The organism is Bacillus sp. FSL H8-0492 (genome assembly GCF_038006145.1).
Lineage (GTDB): Bacteria > Bacillota > Bacilli > Bacillales > Bacillaceae_G > Bacillus_A > Bacillus_A mycoides.
Genome location: NZ_JBBOUP010000001.1, coordinates 2,852,099 through 2,870,446, shown reverse-complemented (window position 1 = coordinate 2,870,446; position 18,348 = coordinate 2,852,099). Strand labels below are relative to the sequence as shown.

Below are 18,348 nucleotides of genomic sequence, written 5' to 3'. Positions count from 1 at the left end.
GGGGCGAGACTATGTTATTCAAATTATCACGTCATAGTATGAAAAAAATGTTAAAGGATTATATGGTTTTACTTATTGGTCTAGTCATTAGTATTAGCATTTTCTACATGTTCCAAACGATGGCGATGAATAGTGAATTTACAAAAGATAATAGTCTCATTAGTAGTATTAGGCTCGTCTTTTGGGTTGGTGCAATATTGCTTTCTTTCATTACAGTTTTTTACATCATATATGCCAATTCTTTTTTACTTACATTAAGAAGAAAAGAACTCGGTATGTACATGATGCTTGGAGCGAAAAAGAAAAAAGTAGCGCAATTATTATTTATTGAGACTTTTGGTATGGGGATTGTCAGTATTATTATCGGTATTTTAGTAGGAATAGTACTTGCTAGTGTAGCAGGAAATTTTTTAATGAATGGAATGGAAATTTCAGCAAAAGGTAATTACGCATCTGTGTACACACCAGCTATATTAGTTACATCTATTTTCTTCTTAATATTATTTTTCATTACTGGTTTAATGAATAGTTTCCGATTATTACGTAAAACAGAATTAGAGTTAATACGTGAAGATGAAACGCAAGATGAGGTGAAGAAAAGTAAGACTCGCACTGTTATTATGACAGTACTAGGTGTATTGCTAGTAAGTACAGGATACTATTTTATGGTGAATATAAAAATGTTTGCTGAACTAGGATTTATAATAGCGACAATTGTTACGACAGTAGGAACGTATTTCATTTTTAGCTCGTTGCTCCCACTTTTTGTAATGAAAATTAAGGGAAATAAAAAACGAAATGAAACGGGATTAAATAGTTTTACTTATGCACAGTTACGTTTTCGAGTAACTAGTTTATCGAGGGTACTAGGCACTGTAGCGATGTTAATTGCATTAGGTGCAGGTGCAATGACAGCAGGTATGGCGTTTCAAAAGAATGTAGGCATTATGACAGACTTCTCACGTGTATATGATGTCGTAATTCATGATCCAAATGAACAAGATAAAGCGGCATTAAAAGAAATGGAAATTGTTGAAGAAAGCAAGTATAAGTATAAAGTAGATGGAGAAGCGGTTTATTATTTACGTAACGACTTAACTGAAAAACCACCACTTATTTCAGATCATTTTGATACAAAGACTTTAAAAGAACCTGCTCGTAAACGTGTGGCTACACCTTTAACTGAACCTGTCTATTCTGCTTTGGAAGCTCCTGAAGTAGCGAATAAGCTTCCTCGTATGCCAAAAGATTGGGAAGATGCGGTTGTAAGAGAGATACAAATTACACATAATCAGTTTAACGGAAAACCGGTAAGAATTGCAGATGAAGAGCATTACAAAGGAATTCAAGGAACAGAGCATACTGTAACATTAGCAAAAGTAGATGATATGAAAAAATATAAACCGTTATTGACAGAAATTGATAAGAGGCAAAAAGAACAAATTGAAAAAACAACAGGTACAAAAGTAGAATTATATACGAAAATGACAATTTATCAGTTCGTGAACAGTTTCATGAGCGGAACAATGTTTATGGGATTTTTCCTTGGAATTGCGTTTTTAGCAATGATGGCGAGTTCTCTTATGTTCAAAATATTAACAGGCGCTTCTCGTGATGTACGCCGTTATGAAATGCTACGAAAAATCGGTGTGAGACGTATTATGTTAACAAAAAGTATATATAAAGAAATCTCATATTTATTTATCTTCCCGGCGATCATTGGCATTTCCCATGTTTTAGTAGGGCTTAATTTATTCAGCTTTATATTAGTTGACCCGTTTGTAAAAGTATGGATGCCAATAGGAATCTTTTTAGTCATTTATTTCATCTATTACTGGATAACTGTTCAATTGTATAAAGGTATGGTAATGCCGAAAGAGGAAGTAGCGAAATAAAATAGTTTAATGGAAAAGTCCTTGTATGAAAACAAGGGCTTTTTCAATAGGATGTTCTTTATAAAGAAGGAAAAGATTGGATAATGGTCGAAAAAAATATAATAAGACTTCCGAGAAATGACTGAAATAATAATATTTTGTCGAGAGAAAGGATATTACGTATGAAAGAAATGCTACAGTTATTTCGAAACAAAGTTTATGCACGCTTTTTTCTAGCGAATATTTTAGAACGCCTTGGTTCTATGATTGCTGGAATTTCTTTAATGTTTTACTTGTTAGATCAATACGGAAAACAACCAGTTTACGCAACGATGACGCAAATTATGATTGCATTACCTGCACTAATCTTTTTTTTATTAGTAGGGACAGTAGTGGATCGATTTGATAGACAACGTATTTGTACGGTAAGTAATATATGTTGTTCAATTTGTAATATCGGAATTCTAATTTCGCTTTATTACGGGATGATCATACTAGTCTTTATATTTTTATTTTTGGAAAATGCATGTATCCAATTTTTCTCTCCATCAGAACAGGCAATGATACAGGGAGTAGTAGAATCAGACCAATACGGTGCAGCGGCAGGTATTAATCAAATGGTAAATAGTTTATATGCTTTATTTGGTGTAGGAATTGCAACGATGGTGTATTGGACTTTTGGAATTTACGGGAGCATTTTAGTAAATACGCTCACCTTTATTGCGAGTGGTATTTTGATACAAACGATCTCGATTCCAGAAAAAGTTCGTTTGCCAAATGGTAGAACAAAATGGAAAGAAGTTAATTTGAAGATGTTAATAACAGAGTTTAAAGGAGGGATTAAGTATATATACCAAAATGAAACTTTAAAAAAATTACTTTTAGGATTTATCGTATTTGGATTATTAAATGGTATTTTAAGCGTATCCACTACTTACATATTAAAATACAAATTAGCGCCAGCAACATATGAAAGCTTAGCAATGGTTGGTGGAGTAGTTGGAGGAATCTCATTACTAATTGGAAGTATAGTAGCAACGAGTATAGGTAAGAAATATGCACCAAAATCTATTATTGTATTTGGGATGGCGGGCTCTGGGGTCTTCTTCGGTATGTGTTACTTTGTAAATCACGTATGGTCTTTTTATCTATGTATCGCTTTTGCGACTTTCTTTTTACCATTTATTAATGTTGCAATATCGGGCTGGATGTATGAAATTGTAGAAGAGTCATTCATGGGACGTGTTCAAAGTTTACTTAGTCCATTAACGACAGGATTCCAGCTGTTATCTCTCGGTGCGATAGCGATGTTATTCCCAAAATGGATTGGTGCAGATACATTGTATATTATTTTATTTGGTTTATTATTTTTAGTTACGTGTTTATATCAAGCTATTTTACCTAGTGGGAAGAAGCAAGTGCAATGTATAGCTGAAGAGATGTAACATATGTAGGTTTTTGGTTTCTGAATATTCTATCGAATGACAAGGGGGATAGAGTAATGTTGATGCGAGTTGCTAAATGGTGTGGGGTTACTTGTTTACAATTATTTGCGGCGCTTATTTGTATTCTATTTTTAGGGGCACTACCGCGTTTATTTAAGGGATTACAAATTGATTTAATCGGTTTTTGGAACACAGTTGTGTTTCTTGGAGAGAAGTTACTTCAACCAGGTGAAATTACGTATGGATTTCGGAATTCAAGAAAGTTATTTCCACAAATATGGATTCATTATGTAGAAACAATGTTTGTATTTATTTCGGCATTTATACTATCTTTACTCATTGCGTATCTTATCGTTGTGTGGGTATTACAGCGCTCTCAATCAAAGCAACGTGTGTGGAATGGTATTTTCGTCGCACTTGAAAGTATTCCGGACATTTTATTAATTTTATTATCTCAACTTCTAGTAGTAATAATCTTTCAAAAGACAGGTTTTATGCCAGTGAAATTTGCAGGACTTGGAGAGGAAAGGGCTCGCCTGTTACCAATAATATGTCTTACTTTACCTACAACATTATTATTTATTAAGTTACTACTATTACGTTTCAGAGAAGAATTAGAGAAAGATTATAGTATATTTGCTAAGAGTAAAGGGCTAAGTTTAAGACATATTTTGACGCACCATATTTCAAGAAATGTCCTGTTAACAACAGTCTATTATGCAAAAACGAATATTTTATTTATGTTATCAAACTTATATATTATTGAATGGCTGTTTAATACGTACGGTATGTTCGTTTTCGTGAAAGAAAATTCGAAATTAGAAATATTTACAGTGAGTTTAGTTTTATTATACGTACCGCTTTTTATACTATTTCGTTTATTACATACGCTTTTACAAAATGTTATAAAGGAGCGTGTGTAACATGTGGCAAGTTGTAAAAAGAGATGTGAGATTTTGGCTAGGTGTTACTTTTTGAGTGTACTAATGATTGTTAGTATTGGAAATACGCTGTTTTTCGATGGGAATATTCGTGAACTAACGATGATGTATAACGAAAAAGGAGAATTAGAGGCTGCTCCGTTTTCACCGTCGAGTAAATTTTGGTTTGGAACTGATGAGAAAGGCCGTGACCTGTTCCAGTTAATAATAGAAGGAGCGAAATGGACAGTTGGTGCAAGTGTCGTTATCGCAGTTTTACGTGTAGTAATTGGAGGAGCTATTGGTTTATTACTTGGTATGTACAGTAAACGCTCATTTCCAGTAATCTCATCTTTTTTTGATCCGTTTAGTATTGTACCAATGATTATGATTTCCTATTTTATGTTAAATGCAGTTTTAATGTTCGAAAGTGGAGAGGCTGCTGCTCCGTTTCATTTACGGGTTGCGTTTCAAATTATAGTTCTTGCGTGCCTTGCTGTACCGACTGTTATGTTGTACGTGGCGCAAGAAGTAAAACGTATTAAGAATGAAGAATTTATGTTGGCGGCCACTGTGCTAGGCGGAAGTAAGTGGCAGAGGTTGAGACGCCATGTATGGCCGCATATGTTACCATCATTTCTTTTATTAGTAGCCCAGCAATTTGTAAGTACTTTATTACTCCTCTTGCATCTTGGTTTGTTGCGATTATTTTTTGGCGGAACAATAATTTTTGGCGGTATAGATGCAGATAGTGTAACAAAAGAGTGGACAGGGTTAATTGGTCAAAACTTCCGTCACTTAACTACTCATACATGGATTGTACTTATACCAATCGCTTTCTATAGTATGACAATTTTGTCAGGAAATCTTATTAGTAATAGTATGCAAGGTGCGATTAAATTAGGAAATGTTAGAAGAGCGAAACAGAAGAAGGAAGAGGTGAAAGTAGAGAAACAAATACAGCCTACCGTGAATGATTTTTCATTTCATAGAGAGGTACAAAAATAAAGAAAGATAGCTGAAGACAAATTGTTTTCAGCTATCTTTTTTGTTTAAAGTGGTGGTAAATCAATCTTACCTTCTTCAAATAATTCCTTTATCATATGTTTCGTATAACCAGCTGCTTGACCAAATGTGATTTTTGCTGGCATTGGTGCTTCATTTACATCTACTACTACATCAATAATACATGGTTTATTTTGTTTTACTGCGTTTTCAAAAGCGGGGAGTAGTTCATCTGAATTTTCAACTCGATATCCAATACCACCGCAAGCCTCTGCGTATTTTGCAAAATCAGGATTCGTTAAGTCTGTACCAAATTCGATATTACCCATAACCTCTTGTTCGAATTTAATCATGGCGATTTTATTATTATTTAATACGACGACAACGATTGGCAGTTTATATTTAACAGCTGTTACGAAGTCATTCATTGTCATTCCAAACCCGCCGTCACCACAAACTGCAAACACTTGTTTATTCGGGAAAGCAATTTGTCCAGCAAGTGCACCAGGTAAACCACAGCCAAGTGTTGCAAGCCAGCTAGAAATGATAAATTTCTGGTTTGTCATACGGAAGTGCCTTGCTGTCCACACTGTTATATTTCCGACATCTACTGAAAGAATTGCATCATCTTCGGCTACTTGTTGCAGTGCGTGCATAACTCGTTGTGGTTTAATTGGAGTAGAAGAATCTTCTTCTTGAGTGTGTAATTTTTCTTCCCACTTTTTCATCATTTCTTGATGATGCTCTAAGAAGGAATGCTCCTCGTGTTTTTCTACATTTTCAATTAACCATTTTAATGTTTTATCAGCATCACCAGCTAAGCCGATATCTGTCGTATAACGCTTCCCGATTTGTGCAGGGTCTGTATCAATATGAAGTGTTTTTGCTTTTTCGGGTAAGAAACCAGTGAACGGATAAGAAGTACCAACCATAATTAAAGTATCTGCATGCTTCATTGCTTCATAAGAAGGTTTCGTCCCGATTAATCCTAATCCACCGATACAAAGAGGGTGTTCATCAGGAACAATCCCTTTAGCTGGTAATGTAAGTACGATTGGAGCACCGATATGTTCTGCAAATGCAAGTAAAGACTCTCTCGCATGTTTAGCTCCTTTCCCGGCTAAAATAACAGGTTTTTTCGCTTCATTAAGTGCGAGTTTCGCTACAGCTAAATCTTCTTCTTGCGGAAATATTTCTGGTAATGTAAAGGAAGAGTTTGTAATGCGCGCACCATTTTTCACTTCAAATTTTGGAACATCATCTGGAATTGTAAGAACAGAGACACCTTTTTTTGTATATGCCATTCGAATCGCTTGATTCACTACAGCAGGTAACTGTTCAGCTGACATTATTCGTTGGTTATAAACCGCAACATCATCAAACATTCTTTCTAAGTTTACTTCTTGGAAAAAATCCGTTCCGAGTAAATCGCTTTCTACTTGTCCTGAAATTGCTAGTACGGGAGCTTGATCGAGTTTTGCATCGTATAAACCATTTAATAAATGAATCGCTCCAGGTCCTGCAATAGCCATACAAACACCAAGTTTTCCTGTTAATTTCGCATAGGCTGCCGCTGCTAACGCACCAGCTTCTTCATGGCGAACTTGAATAAATTTAATTTTATCTTGTTTTTTTCTTAAAGCTTCAATAATAGAATTAATGGAATCTCCAGGCATACCATATATGTGTTCTACACCCCAGTCAATTAAAAGGTCCACTAATGCTTCACCGGCTGTTTTTCCAAACATAATCGTTCCTCCTTATAATAGGTAGATACTATTATGTTTTGGAGAAAAAGGAAAAATATACAAATGATATAACTTATTTGTTTTAATGATGTCCAGTGAAAAGAGTGAAGACTGTTATTAGTAAAAATCCACTAATAGACCACGATAGAAACGGAAGGAGAGATAGCTGTTTTTTTGCTTTCCAAAGCATTTCGTGAATTGTGACATAGCCAAGAGAACCAATTGCGCTTCCCATAATAAGTCCTTGTAAATGGAGAGCTTTCCCGTCCATCATAATGCCAAAAACAGTACCGGTCCCTAGGATAAGAGAAAGTAATAAAGTTGTTAATAAAAATGAAATGTATTTATGTTTTGTAAAAAGAAATGGAATAATTAAAGCTAACCCTTCTGGAATATGGTGAATGACAATCGCAAGTAAGAAAGGAATGGCAGAGTCATTATGATTTATAAACGCTGTTCCTAACGCAAATCCACTCGGCATATTATGAATGAATATAGCGAAAGAAAGAAAAAGGAAGGTTTGCCATGCTTGTTGATCTTTCTTATGTATAATCGGATGATGACAATAGTTATCTAATAAGCTCATAACTAAAATACCGATAGCTATACCGAGCATAGGCCCAATTATTTCATAGCTTGAAAATGTTTCAGGAATAATTTCAAATGATAAAAGCCCAAGCAAAATCCCACCACATAATGCGTATAAGCGATGCATCTTTTCTTCAATTAGTTGGCGTGTTGCTACTCCAACAGCACCTCCTAATAGTAATCCACCGAACGAAAAAAACGTAACGATTATAGGAATCCATAAACGTTCCATATCATCACACTCCAATTCTATCCCCTTATTTTCAGCTTACTAATGGGGGAGGGAGATTAGTCCAAATTATTATGACTAATTATAGAGAAAAAACTGTAAATTTATTTAATGGTATATTCATATTTGATACACGTTTTCCGTCAAAGGAAGAATTAATACAACCATCTACAGAAGAATATTGGACAACTATTACAGATGAACAGGGAAGAAGATGTGATTTATATACTGAGATGAATTATGATTCAATTCAACAAATACAGTACTACATAACAACAAGAAGGTTTTATGAGGATAATGCGCTAGTAGAGGAACTGAAAACAACAATAGATCTTCGGTATACGTATCCACAAGAATTAGAAAGATTACTAGTAGCGAATGGGTTTGAATTGTTACATATATATAATGATTGGGATGGGAATAAGTTGCAGGAGGATTGTTATTCTATGGTGGTAGTTTGCCAGAAGAAAAGATAGGGATGCTGATTGTTATATAGTAAGTTATTAGAAAAAATGATCAAACTGTATTTCACATTAACAATAGACTATGTGTCTTTGTTTTAATTGTAAGGAAGAATAAGAGGAGCTGCAGTGGAGTGCTATGGTGGGGACTGTGTATAAAGAAAATGAGCGGTAAGGTCATAATCAAATGTTGTTTACTGAGCCATTAGAGTTTTATATAATATACAAATAAACAAAACTGGATGGTTGCCAGTTTAGAGGGCCATAAAAAAATGTCCTGGTATTTAGATAATGTTTATGAGTTAAATAAAGAAAAACGAATGTAATAAAAATTTACTATACTAACTTTATGGAGAGTAATGTTATGAAAGCAGAAAAAACACTTGAAACACTAGATAGGTACGCGGAGGAGTTTGATTTTCCAGTACTTGATAACTATAATTTTGACTTAGCACAATCCAGAATATCTGTTTTTCGAGAGGAAGACAAGTGGCTCGTTGTATTTGAGGTTGTGGGCGTTGATGCAAACCTTGAGATATCGAATAACTTCTATGTGTATAGTAATAGTATGAGACAGCAAGGATTCTTTTCATGTTTCGATGAAATCTTAACGCTTGTAAATGAAGAATATTGGTACGATGATGAAGATCATTTCCTTGTAGATCCTTTTCATATGGAGTTACTTTTGAAAGGAGAACGTATCACTTTAACACCAACTGTAGAAGAGTATAAGCGTTTAGGAATTGAAACAGATTTATTTCATCCTACCAAACTTATTCGTTTTTTAACTTCTAAATATAAGGAGAAATTCTGGGTAAATCCCTCGGACATATTAGATGAAACCAATGCAGAATTTAAACCAAAGCTATTTTATCAAACAGAAGAATGGGAACATCCTGATATAAGTGATGATCAAAAACCGAGTGAGAGCATATTCTTTCAAAGTTTAGCTAAAGCGATTGAATTAAATAATGTGAATTTGATAACTGTAGGGAAAGTAAATAATGATTGGACCAATTGGACATGGAGTGATTTTGAAAAACAAGAAGAGAATGACATTTAAATAAGAAACTGTTTTTCCCCACCTATGATACATTGAAGCATTTGTAACATTATTTTATCGGTAAAGCCATGTATGAACTTCGCTTTCACATCTAAATCATTTGAGTTGAACAATCGTATTAGTTATTATTAATATGTGTGTCAAAATATTTTAAAAAAAGATTGATAAATGTTTCTTCGCTTTATTTTTAATGTGAGAAGGAATGTAAAAAATGAACAAAAAAATAATATAGTTAGTGGCAGCGAAGGAAATGTTATAGTGTTTGATGCACACATTAAGCGGTTTTATGTCACAGGAAAGAGAAGCTTTTTGTTTGAATTTCAGGGTATACAAAATGTAAACGTTGACTGGGATTTATTTCTCATGCTAACATATAGATAATTTAATCAAGGCGGTGGAAATGTATTGGACTCAGATGTTGACTCGGATAGGTGGCTAAATGACCTCGATTTTCTCAGAGTACCCCTCATCATTTTGAGAATGTAGATTTTATACAATCTCAAAATGTGTATGAAGTAGGTCTGGAAAGAGAAAATATATCAGGAGGTGAATCCTTTAGTTTCAAGGAAGCTAAGGGAATTAGTTGGACATATTTAATTTAATCATGGTAGTGGTGTTAATCGCATGTACTGCATTTTTCGTAGCAATTGAGTTTGCTATTGTAAAAGTAAGAGGATCAAAGATTGATCAATTTGTATTAGAAGGAAAGAAGGGTGCGCTGGCAGCTAAGAAAGTGACATCAAACTTGGATGAGTATTTGTCAGCTTGTCAATTAGGGATTACAGTTACAGCAATGGGACTCGGGGCACTAGGTGAACCAACGATTGAGAGACTTTTACATCCTTTATTTGATAAGTGGAACATCAATCCTTCCATTGCAGGTGTATTATCTTTAGGAATTGCTTTTACTATTATGACGTACTTACATGTTGTAGTTGGTGAATTAGCACCAAAAACATTCGCGATTCAAAAGGCTGAGAAGGTTACTTTATTACTTTCGGCTCCGCTTATCTGGTTCTACAAAATCATGTATCCGTTTATTCGCTTGTTAAATGGCTCTGCAAGGATGATAACAGGAATGTTCGGCTTAAAACCTGCATCAGAGCATGATGTAGCACATACAGAAGAAGAATTACGATTGATTCTTTCTGAAAGTTATGAACGTGGAGAAATTAATCAAGCTGAATACAAATATGTAAATAATATTTTTGAATTTGATAATCGTATTGCGAAAGAAATCATGGTCCCCCGTACAGAAATTATAGGGTTACATGTAGATAATTCTTTAGCAGACCATATGAAAATAATCCGTGATGAAAAGTATACACGTTACCCAGTATTTGGGGAAGATAAAGATGAAATCATTGGCATGGTGAATGTGAAAGACTTCTTTATTCGTTATATGAATAAGGAAATAAAAGAATTCAATTCTATTCAATCGTATACGCGTCCAGTAATTGAAGTAATTGAGACCATACCAATACATAGTCTTTTACTACAAATGCAAAAGAAACGTATTCCGTTGGCTGTGTTATATGATGAATACGGCGGTACGGCTGGTATTGTAACCATTGAGGATATACTGGAAGAGATTGTAGGAGAAATACGTGATGAATACGATGAAGATGAGCGTCCGCCCATCCAGCAAATGAATGAAGGTCATGTTGTCGTAGAAGGTAAAGTATTAATTAGCGAATTAAATGATTTACTAGGATTACATATGAATGATAGTGATGTTGACACGATTGGTGGTTGGATTCTGATGCAGAATTATGATATCCAAGAAGGGCAAACAGTGAATAGCGAAGGATATGCATTTAAAATTCTTTCTAAAGACCCTCACCAAATCAAACGTGTTGAAATACAAAAAGAAATGTTGGAAGCAGCAACTGTATAGTTGCTGCTTTTATTCAATTGATAACATGGTAGCCCTCCTTATTAAATTCATTGATCAACTTTTTACCTGTTAACACATTACCGAAATAGGGAATGATTGGTTCCTTTGCATTCCAGGTTCAACACTCCTTCGATATTGTAAAATGTATCTCATTTATACAAATTGTAATATAATTTAAATGTAAATTCGTAGCGTAAAATAGATTAAAAGTAACAAATGTTGAGAAAGGATTCCCTTGTCAAAATTAGTATTTGTATTTCACTAGATAATAAAAAATGTAGAATGATTTTATTTCTGACATTGTTATTTAATAGTAATCAAAATACAAAATAAAGAATTTTCTCGGCTGGAAATTTTTACATACTCATAAAATGGAGGCAATAGTTATGCAGCAAATTAAAAAAATAGGAAACGCATTTTGGTACATGACACCTGTTTCCGAGACTGATAGACCTATCTTAGGAATGGTAGTTGGAAAAGAAAAGACTTTGATGATAGATGCAGGTAATTCAGAAGCACATACACAATTGTTTTTAGAAATGCTAAAAGAGCAAAATATCTCAAATCCTGATTTTGTAGCATTAACGCATTGGCACTGGGATCATATTTTTGGATTGCCTGTATTACAAAATGCATTGTCTATCGCACATTTTGAAACAAAAAAAGAGATGAACACACTTGTTTCTTATGAGTGGTCGGATGAGGCATTGGACGCACGAGTGAAAGAAGGTACAGAAATTGAATTTTGTGCGGACTGTATAAAAAAAGAGTTCAGTGAAAAACCAAGAAATATTCAAATTCTTCCGCCGGCCTTAACCTTTCAGAAACAACTTGAATTAGACCTTGGTGATATGACATGTGTGTTAGAGCATGTGGGCGGAGACCATTCACATGACTCTGTTGTTATTTATATTAAAGAAGAAAAGATTTTGTTTTTAGGAGACTGTATATATGCAGATATCTTTTCTGCAAAGCGGAACTATACAACGAAACGAACGTTTAAACTGATACAAGAATTAGAGAAATTTGATGCCGAGACCTATATTCTTTCACATGGGGAAGCTATAGATCGAAATGAATTTTTGCGAGAGATTCGTTTATTAAAAACAGTAGGAACTTATACGGAAACTCATAAAGGCGATGAAGAGAAGATAAAGGCAGCATATAAACAAGAACTAGATAGAGAATTAAATGAAGATGAGCTAGAAACAATAACGTACTTTGTAAATGGTTATGAAATGGTTAATCTGTAAAACCTAACTCAAATCAGATTGAAGCTTATTCTGATTTGAATATAATTAAACTGTACAAAAAGAGTATTGAAAGTTAATTCAATACTCTTTTTAATAATTAAATATCCAGTCCCAACCAATTTCTAAATCTTTTTGCTGGCTCATCATCTGGGTTTACACCACTTTCAAGACTGGTTGCGAACGGTAACCACTGCCAATCCTCGCATCCTACAAAAGCTATTCTTGACCAATTATCAATGAATTCAATGAAATTATTCGCAATCTTATATCCATGTCCTTCTCCATCCTCGTGACTTAGGTAAATTATCGGAGCATCTATATTATCTTGCATATCAAATGCTAAATAATCCCCATTGCCCACTTCACAAAATGCTAATTTATTATGCCACACTATATCATATTCATCTTCAGGATTTGGAAAAACCGTGTCAATCCAGTCTTTTCGTTCTTTTTCAAACTCAGAAAGACTTTCTAAACTCCAGTGGGGTGTTCCGCAAAAAATTTCACGAAATTCATTTGGTAGCTCCATATCGTCAGGTAAAAACCAGCGTAAGCTAAAATTTCCTGAGAACTCTAAAAGTACTTTTTTGAAACTATTTGGTAATTTAACACCAAGTTTTTTTTCCGCTTGGATTATCTTTTCAAGAGAAGATGGTTCATCTATACAAACTTCTTGAACTTCACCGCCTATTTCTTTAATTCTAGAAGTTATTATTTCTATTCTTTCTTTTAGTAACTCGTAATCCATCATATCACCCCATGTTATATTAATTAAAGTATATCATTCTTAATATACTTTTCGTTTGGGTTTCTAACTTTTAGGAGTGATTTCTCAGAATATATGTATTGTAATTTTAAAAGTTATTTTTCGTAAAATTGAGGTTTCAAGTAGCAGCTTTTTTAGCTAATTCAGTAATATATTCAAAGAATGCATCACGTTTTACATCATAAATGACATTTACTGGTCTTCCGTTAGCAGTTTCCACTGTACGTCCTTGGCTGGGTCCGTATGTATGAACGATACTAGCAATCGTTTTTGTTTTTGCAAGATCAGCTTTCCCAACAAACGCAGCAGTTAATACATCCCACAAATAGTAAGTAGAGTTCGTTGAGAAGTGAACGAGAGGGGGAACCATTGCATAGCATTGACCAAGGAAATCAACACCAATATACTTACGCTCTTTTGCCCACTGTTCACGTATGTCTATAGTTAGCGGAACCTGGTTTGTACTTTCTAGAGTTACTAAATCAATGATTATATTAGCATTCCAAACACGAGCTACTGCTTCGGGATCCCAAAATGAATTCCACTCGGCTGTTCCGTCATGTTCTGGCTCATGTACATTGCCTGCAGTACGAAATGTACCGCCCATCCAAACGAGACGTTCAATTTTATCTTCGATTATTGGAGATTCATATAGTGCACGAGCAAGGTCAGTCAGGGGCCCTGTAAATAATAAAGTTGTTTTTCCATCAGTTTGTAGAAGAGTCTCTATTATATGATGATGTGCAGGTTTTTTTGATGCAGGTGTAACAACTTTCCCAAATTCATTTAAAATTGGTAAAGCATCTACATAAAATACATGCATCCGCCATTCTTTTGGAAATGGGTTTTTTCCACGAGAGTTGGACGCTGCTACCTGAATATTATTTTTGCCGAAGCGATCTATAATTTTACGACTGGCAGACATTGCTGGTTCTAAATAGCAATCTGCTGGAATAACTGAAACACCTGTAAGTTCTACATTTTCCATCTGGAGTAGTAAAAATAGTGATATTAAATCATCTACACCACCATCATGATTGAAGTACACTTTTTTCATCATTTTAATCTCCATTCTTTAATATTTAACCAGGAATTAAATTTTAATTGATGAAAAATCATCAATAATTTCCACCACTTCAATTCTCCCATTAATCAGTAACTCAGGAAGTTCATTTCTAACGTTTCCTTTCCAATACTCTCTAGCTTGTTCCATTTTTTGAGCGAAAGGAATACCATCTTCTTTCGGTAAAAGATTTCCGTCACCTTCAAAAGAACTACCGATCACTCGTAGTTTAACAATCTGTAAAACATTTCGATTATAAGAATCAAATAAAGCTTTCCATTTCAAAGCATCCTCATAGCTTTTGGCAGCATATAAGCAAGACAACCTTGAGGGATATTCAGGAAATTCTTGCAGTCTAACCATTTCTACAATCGTTTCTCTAACCGCACTAATTGTTTGATCTATATAATTCAGAACTACTTTAGCATTTTCATTATTTATATGTAATTCCTCATTGATATAATGTCTTTTTAAAATTTGAATGGAGTCTTCATCATTAGAATTTAATTGTTCTCTTTCAAAAAAGAAGTGATAGAGGGTATTAGTTTGATTTTTGTCAAAGTGAATGATTTTTCCGATACTCATTGTTTTCCTTGTAACGATGTGATATGCGTAAAATTCTGCTTTATTCATGGTTATCCTCCTAGTAGTAATTCTCATATAATTCAATATTAAATTTAATAATTCAACATCAAAATATATAAAACCTTTGTAAGTAAAAAGTTATAAAGTGGGAGGATTGGAGTGAAGAGTGGAAGAAATGCACGTAAACGCTTTAAAAATGTTCACTTACGAAGGAGTTTCCAATATCGATATAATGACAAAGACTCAAAGAGAAGGGATGATGAAAATTGCCAACAACAAGAAAGGAAAACCTCCAATTTGGTATGATGATGTGCCTCGGGATGGTTATCGTTATGACGTTTTACAATTTATTAATGAATGGAGCAGGAGGACCAATTCATATTAAGGAAATCGCATTAGAACTAATAATTGGATTTATTATTGCGCTATTAATTGAAATATGTATCGTTGGACCGTGTGCGAAAAAGATTGTATTTGCATTACCATTTGATAAATCAAAAAAAGTAAACATGATTATTGCGATGGCAACAACAATGGTAATCGGAATGGTATTCTTTATGTCATTTTACGGAATGGCTATGATGTATTTACATAATGGGTTACATGGTGACTCATTCGCTTCAATTTATTTCTCGATTTTCATTAAAAATTTCATTATGGCGTACCCACTTCAATTAATAATAATGGGACCTCTTGTACGTTTCTTATTTGGAAAGTTTGTTTTGAAGAATAAAGCTGTTAATGTAGCGTAGTTTTAATTACTAAAATATTATATATGGATTAAATATTTCAAACACATCTCACATATTTTGAGATGTGTTTTTTCGTGTACATTACTAATTATTTTCATATCGATGTGACATTTGTCCTTTTGTCGTTGTAGTATTGTAGCTTTTAATTAAATCATAGATAGAAGATTAGGAGATGATTTTTTTGAAAGGTATTTTACTTTCAGTTTTTGGAGGAGTATTCATTACACTTCAAGGTACGTTTAATGCGAAACTTAGTTCAGATATCGGTATATGGTCGACGAGTATTATGACGCATTTAATTGGGTTTCTTATTGCAACAACTATATTTTTGTTAAAGAAAGAAGAGAAAGTAACGGATTTAAAGGGTGTAAAAAAAGTATATTTAGTAGCTGGCGCACTTGGTGGGTTGATTATTTGTGCGGAAACAATGGCGATATATTCAATGGGAGTTACATTAACAGCTGGAACACTTATGGTTGCTCAATTATTAACAGCTACTGTTATTGAAATGAAAGGATTATTTCATATAAAAAAGATACAAATGGAGAGATACCATATTGTGGGGACAATAGTAATGATTTTAGGTATTTTTGTGTTTAATATGTAAGGAAAGAAGGGACTGTAAGTGGATAATAAATCAGACTTAATTATTCAATATTTGAAAGCTTATAATATACTTGAAATTTTTTCAGGAATAAGTACTGACAATTTTCAAGTAAATCATTTTGAAAAAGGCAAGCTTATTTGCGATAAAGATGATGAAATTCATCGTTTATATTTTGTTATTAAAGGAAAAGTAAAAGTTTACACGATTACACCAGAAGGAAAGAAACTAATCCTTCGCTTTATCAATCCATTAGCAATTGTTGGTGATATTGAATTAATACAAAATAGCAAAGCACATAATGTTGTTGAAGCTTGCTCAGATGTTGTAGCAATCTCCATTTCTAATACAGTTATTAGAAATAAGTTATTACATGATCCTATATTTATGAAGTTCTTGCTTGAAAACATTGCGAACACGTTAAAAATATCGACTCGTTTTACAGCTCTAAATTTACTTTATCCGGTAGAAGTACGTGTAGCTAGTTATTTACTTTCGATTTCAACGGATAGTAATGGGAATATGTATAAAGAGGATTTAGATTCAACTTCTGTATCAAGTATTGCAGATTTTATAGGTGTAAGTTATAGGCATGTAATTCGAGTTTTACAAAAATTTTATAGTGAAAAATTAATTAAAAAGAAAAATGGAGTTATTGTAATTAAAGATTTTTCTAGAATGAAGGAAGTTGCTAAAGATAATATATATGAGTAATGAAAGGGAGAGAAGGGTTATGATTGGATTTAGTTTAGCTATATTAGCTGGAATATTAATTAGCTTACAATCTGTTTTTAATACGAAAGTGAATGAAATTGTAGGACAGTGGTTAACAACTGCATGTGTTCTTGGAATAGGTCTCATAAGTTCTGTTTTATTTCATATCATTACAGAGAAAAGTATAAGCGTTAACTTTTATACTGCAAATTATTTATTTTATATAAGTGGATTGTTTGGTATCGGATTAATTATTTGTATAATGGGTGCAATAAAGAGTTTAGGTCCAGCTTATACGGTGCTCATTAGCCTTATTACTCAATTAGTTGTTGCATTATGTGTTGATACATTTGGATTGTTTGGAATGGAGAGAGTACCTATACAAATAAATAAATTAATTGGTATAGGTCTATTAATTGTGGGGGTAGGAATTTTTAAAAATCTTTTTTCGAATAAGAAAGCTATTACTATAAATGAGGATAGGGTCTAAAGAATTTAAAGGAAAAAGGTGTTAATAATTAGAACATATACATTTAGGTGGTAGTAAATGAGCGATAAGGAGAGAAAATAAGTGATTCAGTACATGTTGGAAGATGGTGTACATTATATTATGAGTGCAGTGACATAACTAGGAGGTTTCCACTATGACAGCTTTATTTAAAGCTATGGAGTTCCAGCTGAAAACTGAACGACTTGATCTGAGTATGTGGGAGGAATCCGATTCAGTCTGGATGAGAAAATTAATTGGCGAACGTGGTGTGGATATGCCAACCCTTGACGCCGTTCGTAGCATGCTTATAGAGATGCGTAAGAGAGCAGGCGAAAATGGCATTTCCCTTCTCACTATTCGCCGACGAGACGAAGGTGATTTCATCGGATACTGTGGCTTGATTATCGGTCGTTCCACACTGGAAGAGCCGGAGATCGCATACGAGTTGTTCCGCAGTGCTCATGGCAAAGGCTATGCGACTGAGGCAGCATCTGTTGTGCTGGACACTGCGATTGCTACGGGGCGCCACAGACTTTGGTCGACTGTAGGCGCTTGGAATGTTGCGTCCTTCCGGGTGTTAGAAAAGATAGGATTTAAGAGGCATCACAGTACGTGGGACGAGCGCGGTGAGATTGTTTGGAACGTACGCGACCTTTAGAAATCCCGGACCTAACTCGAAACTATTGAAAAGGAGAAGAGGTCATTAGTTTGGGCAAGAATCCAGATAAAGATAAAATAACTGATTTATAATTCAAATAGTGACAAACTATAACTGAAGCATGTCCTCCTCCCAAAACCAATCGAACGTTTCAAGTTATATATCTTTATTATACTGATTAAACTAAATATTTATTGTTTACTTATTTCATTCATTATGTAAATAAAAAAGGA

At 33.9% G+C, this 18,348-nt stretch carries 16 protein-coding genes and 3 pseudogenes; 13 read left to right on the top strand and 6 right to left on the bottom strand.

What is annotated here, in order from left to right:
- Window positions 1-11 precede the first annotated feature (11 nt).
- The 4 genes and pseudogenes from MHH66_RS14780 to MHH66_RS14765 all read left to right on the top strand — a co-directional run bounded on the left by MHH66_RS14780 (window position 12) and on the right by MHH66_RS14765 (window position 5,247).
- Window positions 12-1,895 carry an ABC transporter permease gene (locus MHH66_RS14780; RefSeq protein ID WP_078185821.1) on the top strand — a complete coding sequence of 628 codons (1,884 nt, stop codon included), beginning with the start codon at window positions 12-14 and terminating at the stop codon, window positions 1,893-1,895.
- Between the two features lie 161 nt (window positions 1,896-2,056).
- Window positions 2,057-3,319 (top strand): MFS transporter, encoded by a 1,263-nt coding sequence (locus MHH66_RS14775; protein ID WP_016102053.1) that lies wholly within the window; start codon window positions 2,057-2,059, stop codon window positions 3,317-3,319.
- Window positions 3,320-3,375: 56 nt separating this feature from the next.
- Window positions 3,376-4,242, top strand: a complete 867-nt coding sequence (locus tag MHH66_RS14770) for an ABC transporter permease subunit (protein WP_078185820.1) — start codon at window positions 3,376-3,378, stop codon at window positions 4,240-4,242.
- 1 nt (window position 4,243) lies between these two features.
- A pseudogene (locus tag MHH66_RS14765) lies at window positions 4,244-5,247 on the top strand (ABC transporter permease).
- A 44-nt stretch (window positions 5,248-5,291) separates the two neighbouring features.
- On the opposite strand, the gene MHH66_RS14760 reads toward MHH66_RS14765, so the two are convergent.
- Both MHH66_RS14760 and MHH66_RS14755 read right to left on the bottom strand, forming a co-directional pair.
- Complete coding sequence (locus tag MHH66_RS14760; protein ID WP_078185819.1) at window positions 5,292-6,992, bottom strand: pyruvate oxidase; 1,701 nt, start codon at window positions 6,990-6,992, stop codon at window positions 5,292-5,294.
- 82 nt (window positions 6,993-7,074) lie between these two features.
- Window positions 7,075-7,812, bottom strand: coding sequence for a ZIP family metal transporter (locus MHH66_RS14755; RefSeq protein WP_078185832.1), 738 nt, complete (start codon window positions 7,810-7,812; stop codon window positions 7,075-7,077).
- Between the two features lie 107 nt (window positions 7,813-7,919).
- Here MHH66_RS14755 and MHH66_RS14750 point away from each other — a divergent pair.
- Together MHH66_RS14750 and MHH66_RS14745 are read left to right on the top strand one after the other, a co-directional pair.
- A pseudogene (locus MHH66_RS14750) lies at window positions 7,920-8,285 on the top strand (SAM-dependent methyltransferase); the annotation flags it as partial.
- Window positions 8,286-8,634: 349 nt separating this feature from the next.
- Entirely contained in the window at window positions 8,635-9,333 is a 699-nt protein-coding gene (locus MHH66_RS14745; protein WP_234803755.1) for a DUF7003 family protein, read from the top strand.
- Between the two features lie 11 nt (window positions 9,334-9,344).
- Here the strand turns inward: MHH66_RS14745 and MHH66_RS14740 are convergent.
- Window positions 9,345-9,446 (bottom strand): annotated as a pseudogene (locus MHH66_RS14740) (ArsR/SmtB family transcription factor); the annotation flags it as partial.
- 470 nt (window positions 9,447-9,916) lie between these two features.
- Here MHH66_RS14740 and MHH66_RS14735 point away from each other — a divergent pair.
- A complete protein-coding gene (locus tag MHH66_RS14735) occupies window positions 9,917-11,230 on the top strand; it encodes a hemolysin family protein (protein ID WP_078185816.1) in 1,314 nt (437 codons plus the stop codon).
- Between the two features lie 386 nt (window positions 11,231-11,616).
- The gene (locus tag MHH66_RS14730) at window positions 11,617-12,483 is read left to right on the top strand and encodes an MBL fold metallo-hydrolase (RefSeq protein ID WP_078185815.1); all 867 of its coding nucleotides are present in this window, start codon (window positions 11,617-11,619) and stop codon (window positions 12,481-12,483) included.
- A 97-nt stretch (window positions 12,484-12,580) separates the two neighbouring features.
- Here the strand turns inward: MHH66_RS14730 and MHH66_RS14725 are convergent, their stop codons facing one another.
- From MHH66_RS14725 to MHH66_RS14715, 3 genes are all read right to left on the bottom strand, one after another.
- Window positions 12,581-13,231: an SMI1/KNR4 family protein gene (locus tag MHH66_RS14725; RefSeq protein ID WP_061688776.1), complete on the bottom strand. Its 651-nt coding sequence runs from the start codon at window positions 13,229-13,231 to the stop codon at window positions 12,581-12,583.
- 136 nt (window positions 13,232-13,367) lie between these two features.
- Window positions 13,368-14,309, bottom strand: a complete 942-nt coding sequence (locus MHH66_RS14720) for a nucleoside hydrolase (RefSeq protein ID WP_078185814.1) — start codon at window positions 14,307-14,309, stop codon at window positions 13,368-13,370.
- 33 nt (window positions 14,310-14,342) lie between these two features.
- Window positions 14,343-14,945, bottom strand: a complete 603-nt coding sequence (locus MHH66_RS14715; protein WP_078185813.1) for a DUF2441 domain-containing protein — start codon at window positions 14,943-14,945, stop codon at window positions 14,343-14,345.
- Between the two features lie 218 nt (window positions 14,946-15,163).
- On the opposite strand from MHH66_RS14715, the gene MHH66_RS14710 reads away from it, so the two are divergent.
- From MHH66_RS14710 to MHH66_RS14690, 5 genes are all read left to right on the top strand, one after another.
- Window positions 15,164-15,649: a hypothetical protein gene (locus tag MHH66_RS14710; protein WP_002185892.1), complete on the top strand. Its 486-nt coding sequence runs from the start codon at window positions 15,164-15,166 to the stop codon at window positions 15,647-15,649.
- A 181-nt stretch (window positions 15,650-15,830) separates the two neighbouring features.
- A complete protein-coding gene (locus MHH66_RS14705) occupies window positions 15,831-16,256 on the top strand; it encodes a DMT family transporter (RefSeq protein WP_016102043.1) in 426 nt (141 codons plus the stop codon).
- Window positions 16,257-16,274: 18 nt separating this feature from the next.
- On the top strand, window positions 16,275-16,967 hold the full coding sequence (locus tag MHH66_RS14700; protein ID WP_016102042.1) for a Crp/Fnr family transcriptional regulator: 693 nt from the start codon (window positions 16,275-16,277) through the stop codon (window positions 16,965-16,967).
- A gap of 19 nt (window positions 16,968-16,986) precedes the next feature.
- Window positions 16,987-17,457, top strand: a complete 471-nt coding sequence (locus MHH66_RS14695) for a DMT family transporter (protein ID WP_012260918.1) — start codon at window positions 16,987-16,989, stop codon at window positions 17,455-17,457.
- Between the two features lie 154 nt (window positions 17,458-17,611).
- Window positions 17,612-18,115, top strand: a complete 504-nt coding sequence (locus MHH66_RS14690) for a GNAT family N-acetyltransferase (RefSeq protein ID WP_078185812.1) — start codon at window positions 17,612-17,614, stop codon at window positions 18,113-18,115.
- Window positions 18,116-18,348: the final 233 nt, after the last annotated feature.

Bases quoted from the DNA above. Each gene is read 5' to 3' on its own strand.
- MHH66_RS14780 (WP_078185821.1), top strand. From the start codon at position 12: ATGTTATTCAAATTATCACGTCATAGTATGAAAAAAATGTTAAAGGAT.
- MHH66_RS14775 (WP_016102053.1), top strand. From the start codon at position 2,057: ATGAAAGAAATGCTACAGTTATTTCGAAACAAAGTTTATGCACGCTTT.
- MHH66_RS14770 (WP_078185820.1), top strand. From the start codon at position 3,376: ATGTTGATGCGAGTTGCTAAATGGTGTGGGGTTACTTGTTTACAATTA.
- MHH66_RS14760 (WP_078185819.1), bottom strand. From the start codon at position 6,992: ATGTTTGGAAAAACAGCCGGTGAAGCATTAGTGGACCTTTTAATTGAC.
- MHH66_RS14755 (WP_078185832.1), bottom strand. From the start codon at position 7,812: ATGGAACGTTTATGGATTCCTATAATCGTTACGTTTTTTTCGTTCGGT.
- MHH66_RS14745 (WP_234803755.1), top strand. From the start codon at position 8,635: ATGAAAGCAGAAAAAACACTTGAAACACTAGATAGGTACGCGGAGGAG.
- MHH66_RS14730 (WP_078185815.1), top strand. From the start codon at position 11,617: ATGCAGCAAATTAAAAAAATAGGAAACGCATTTTGGTACATGACACCT.
- MHH66_RS14725 (WP_061688776.1), bottom strand. From the start codon at position 13,231: ATGGATTACGAGTTACTAAAAGAAAGAATAGAAATAATAACTTCTAGA.
- MHH66_RS14720 (WP_078185814.1), bottom strand. From the start codon at position 14,309: ATGATGAAAAAAGTGTACTTCAATCATGATGGTGGTGTAGATGATTTA.
- MHH66_RS14715 (WP_078185813.1), bottom strand. From the start codon at position 14,945: ATGAATAAAGCAGAATTTTACGCATATCACATCGTTACAAGGAAAACA.
- MHH66_RS14695 (WP_012260918.1), top strand. From the start codon at position 16,987: ATGATTGGATTTAGTTTAGCTATATTAGCTGGAATATTAATTAGCTTA.
- MHH66_RS14690 (WP_078185812.1), top strand. From the start codon at position 17,612: ATGACAGCTTTATTTAAAGCTATGGAGTTCCAGCTGAAAACTGAACGA.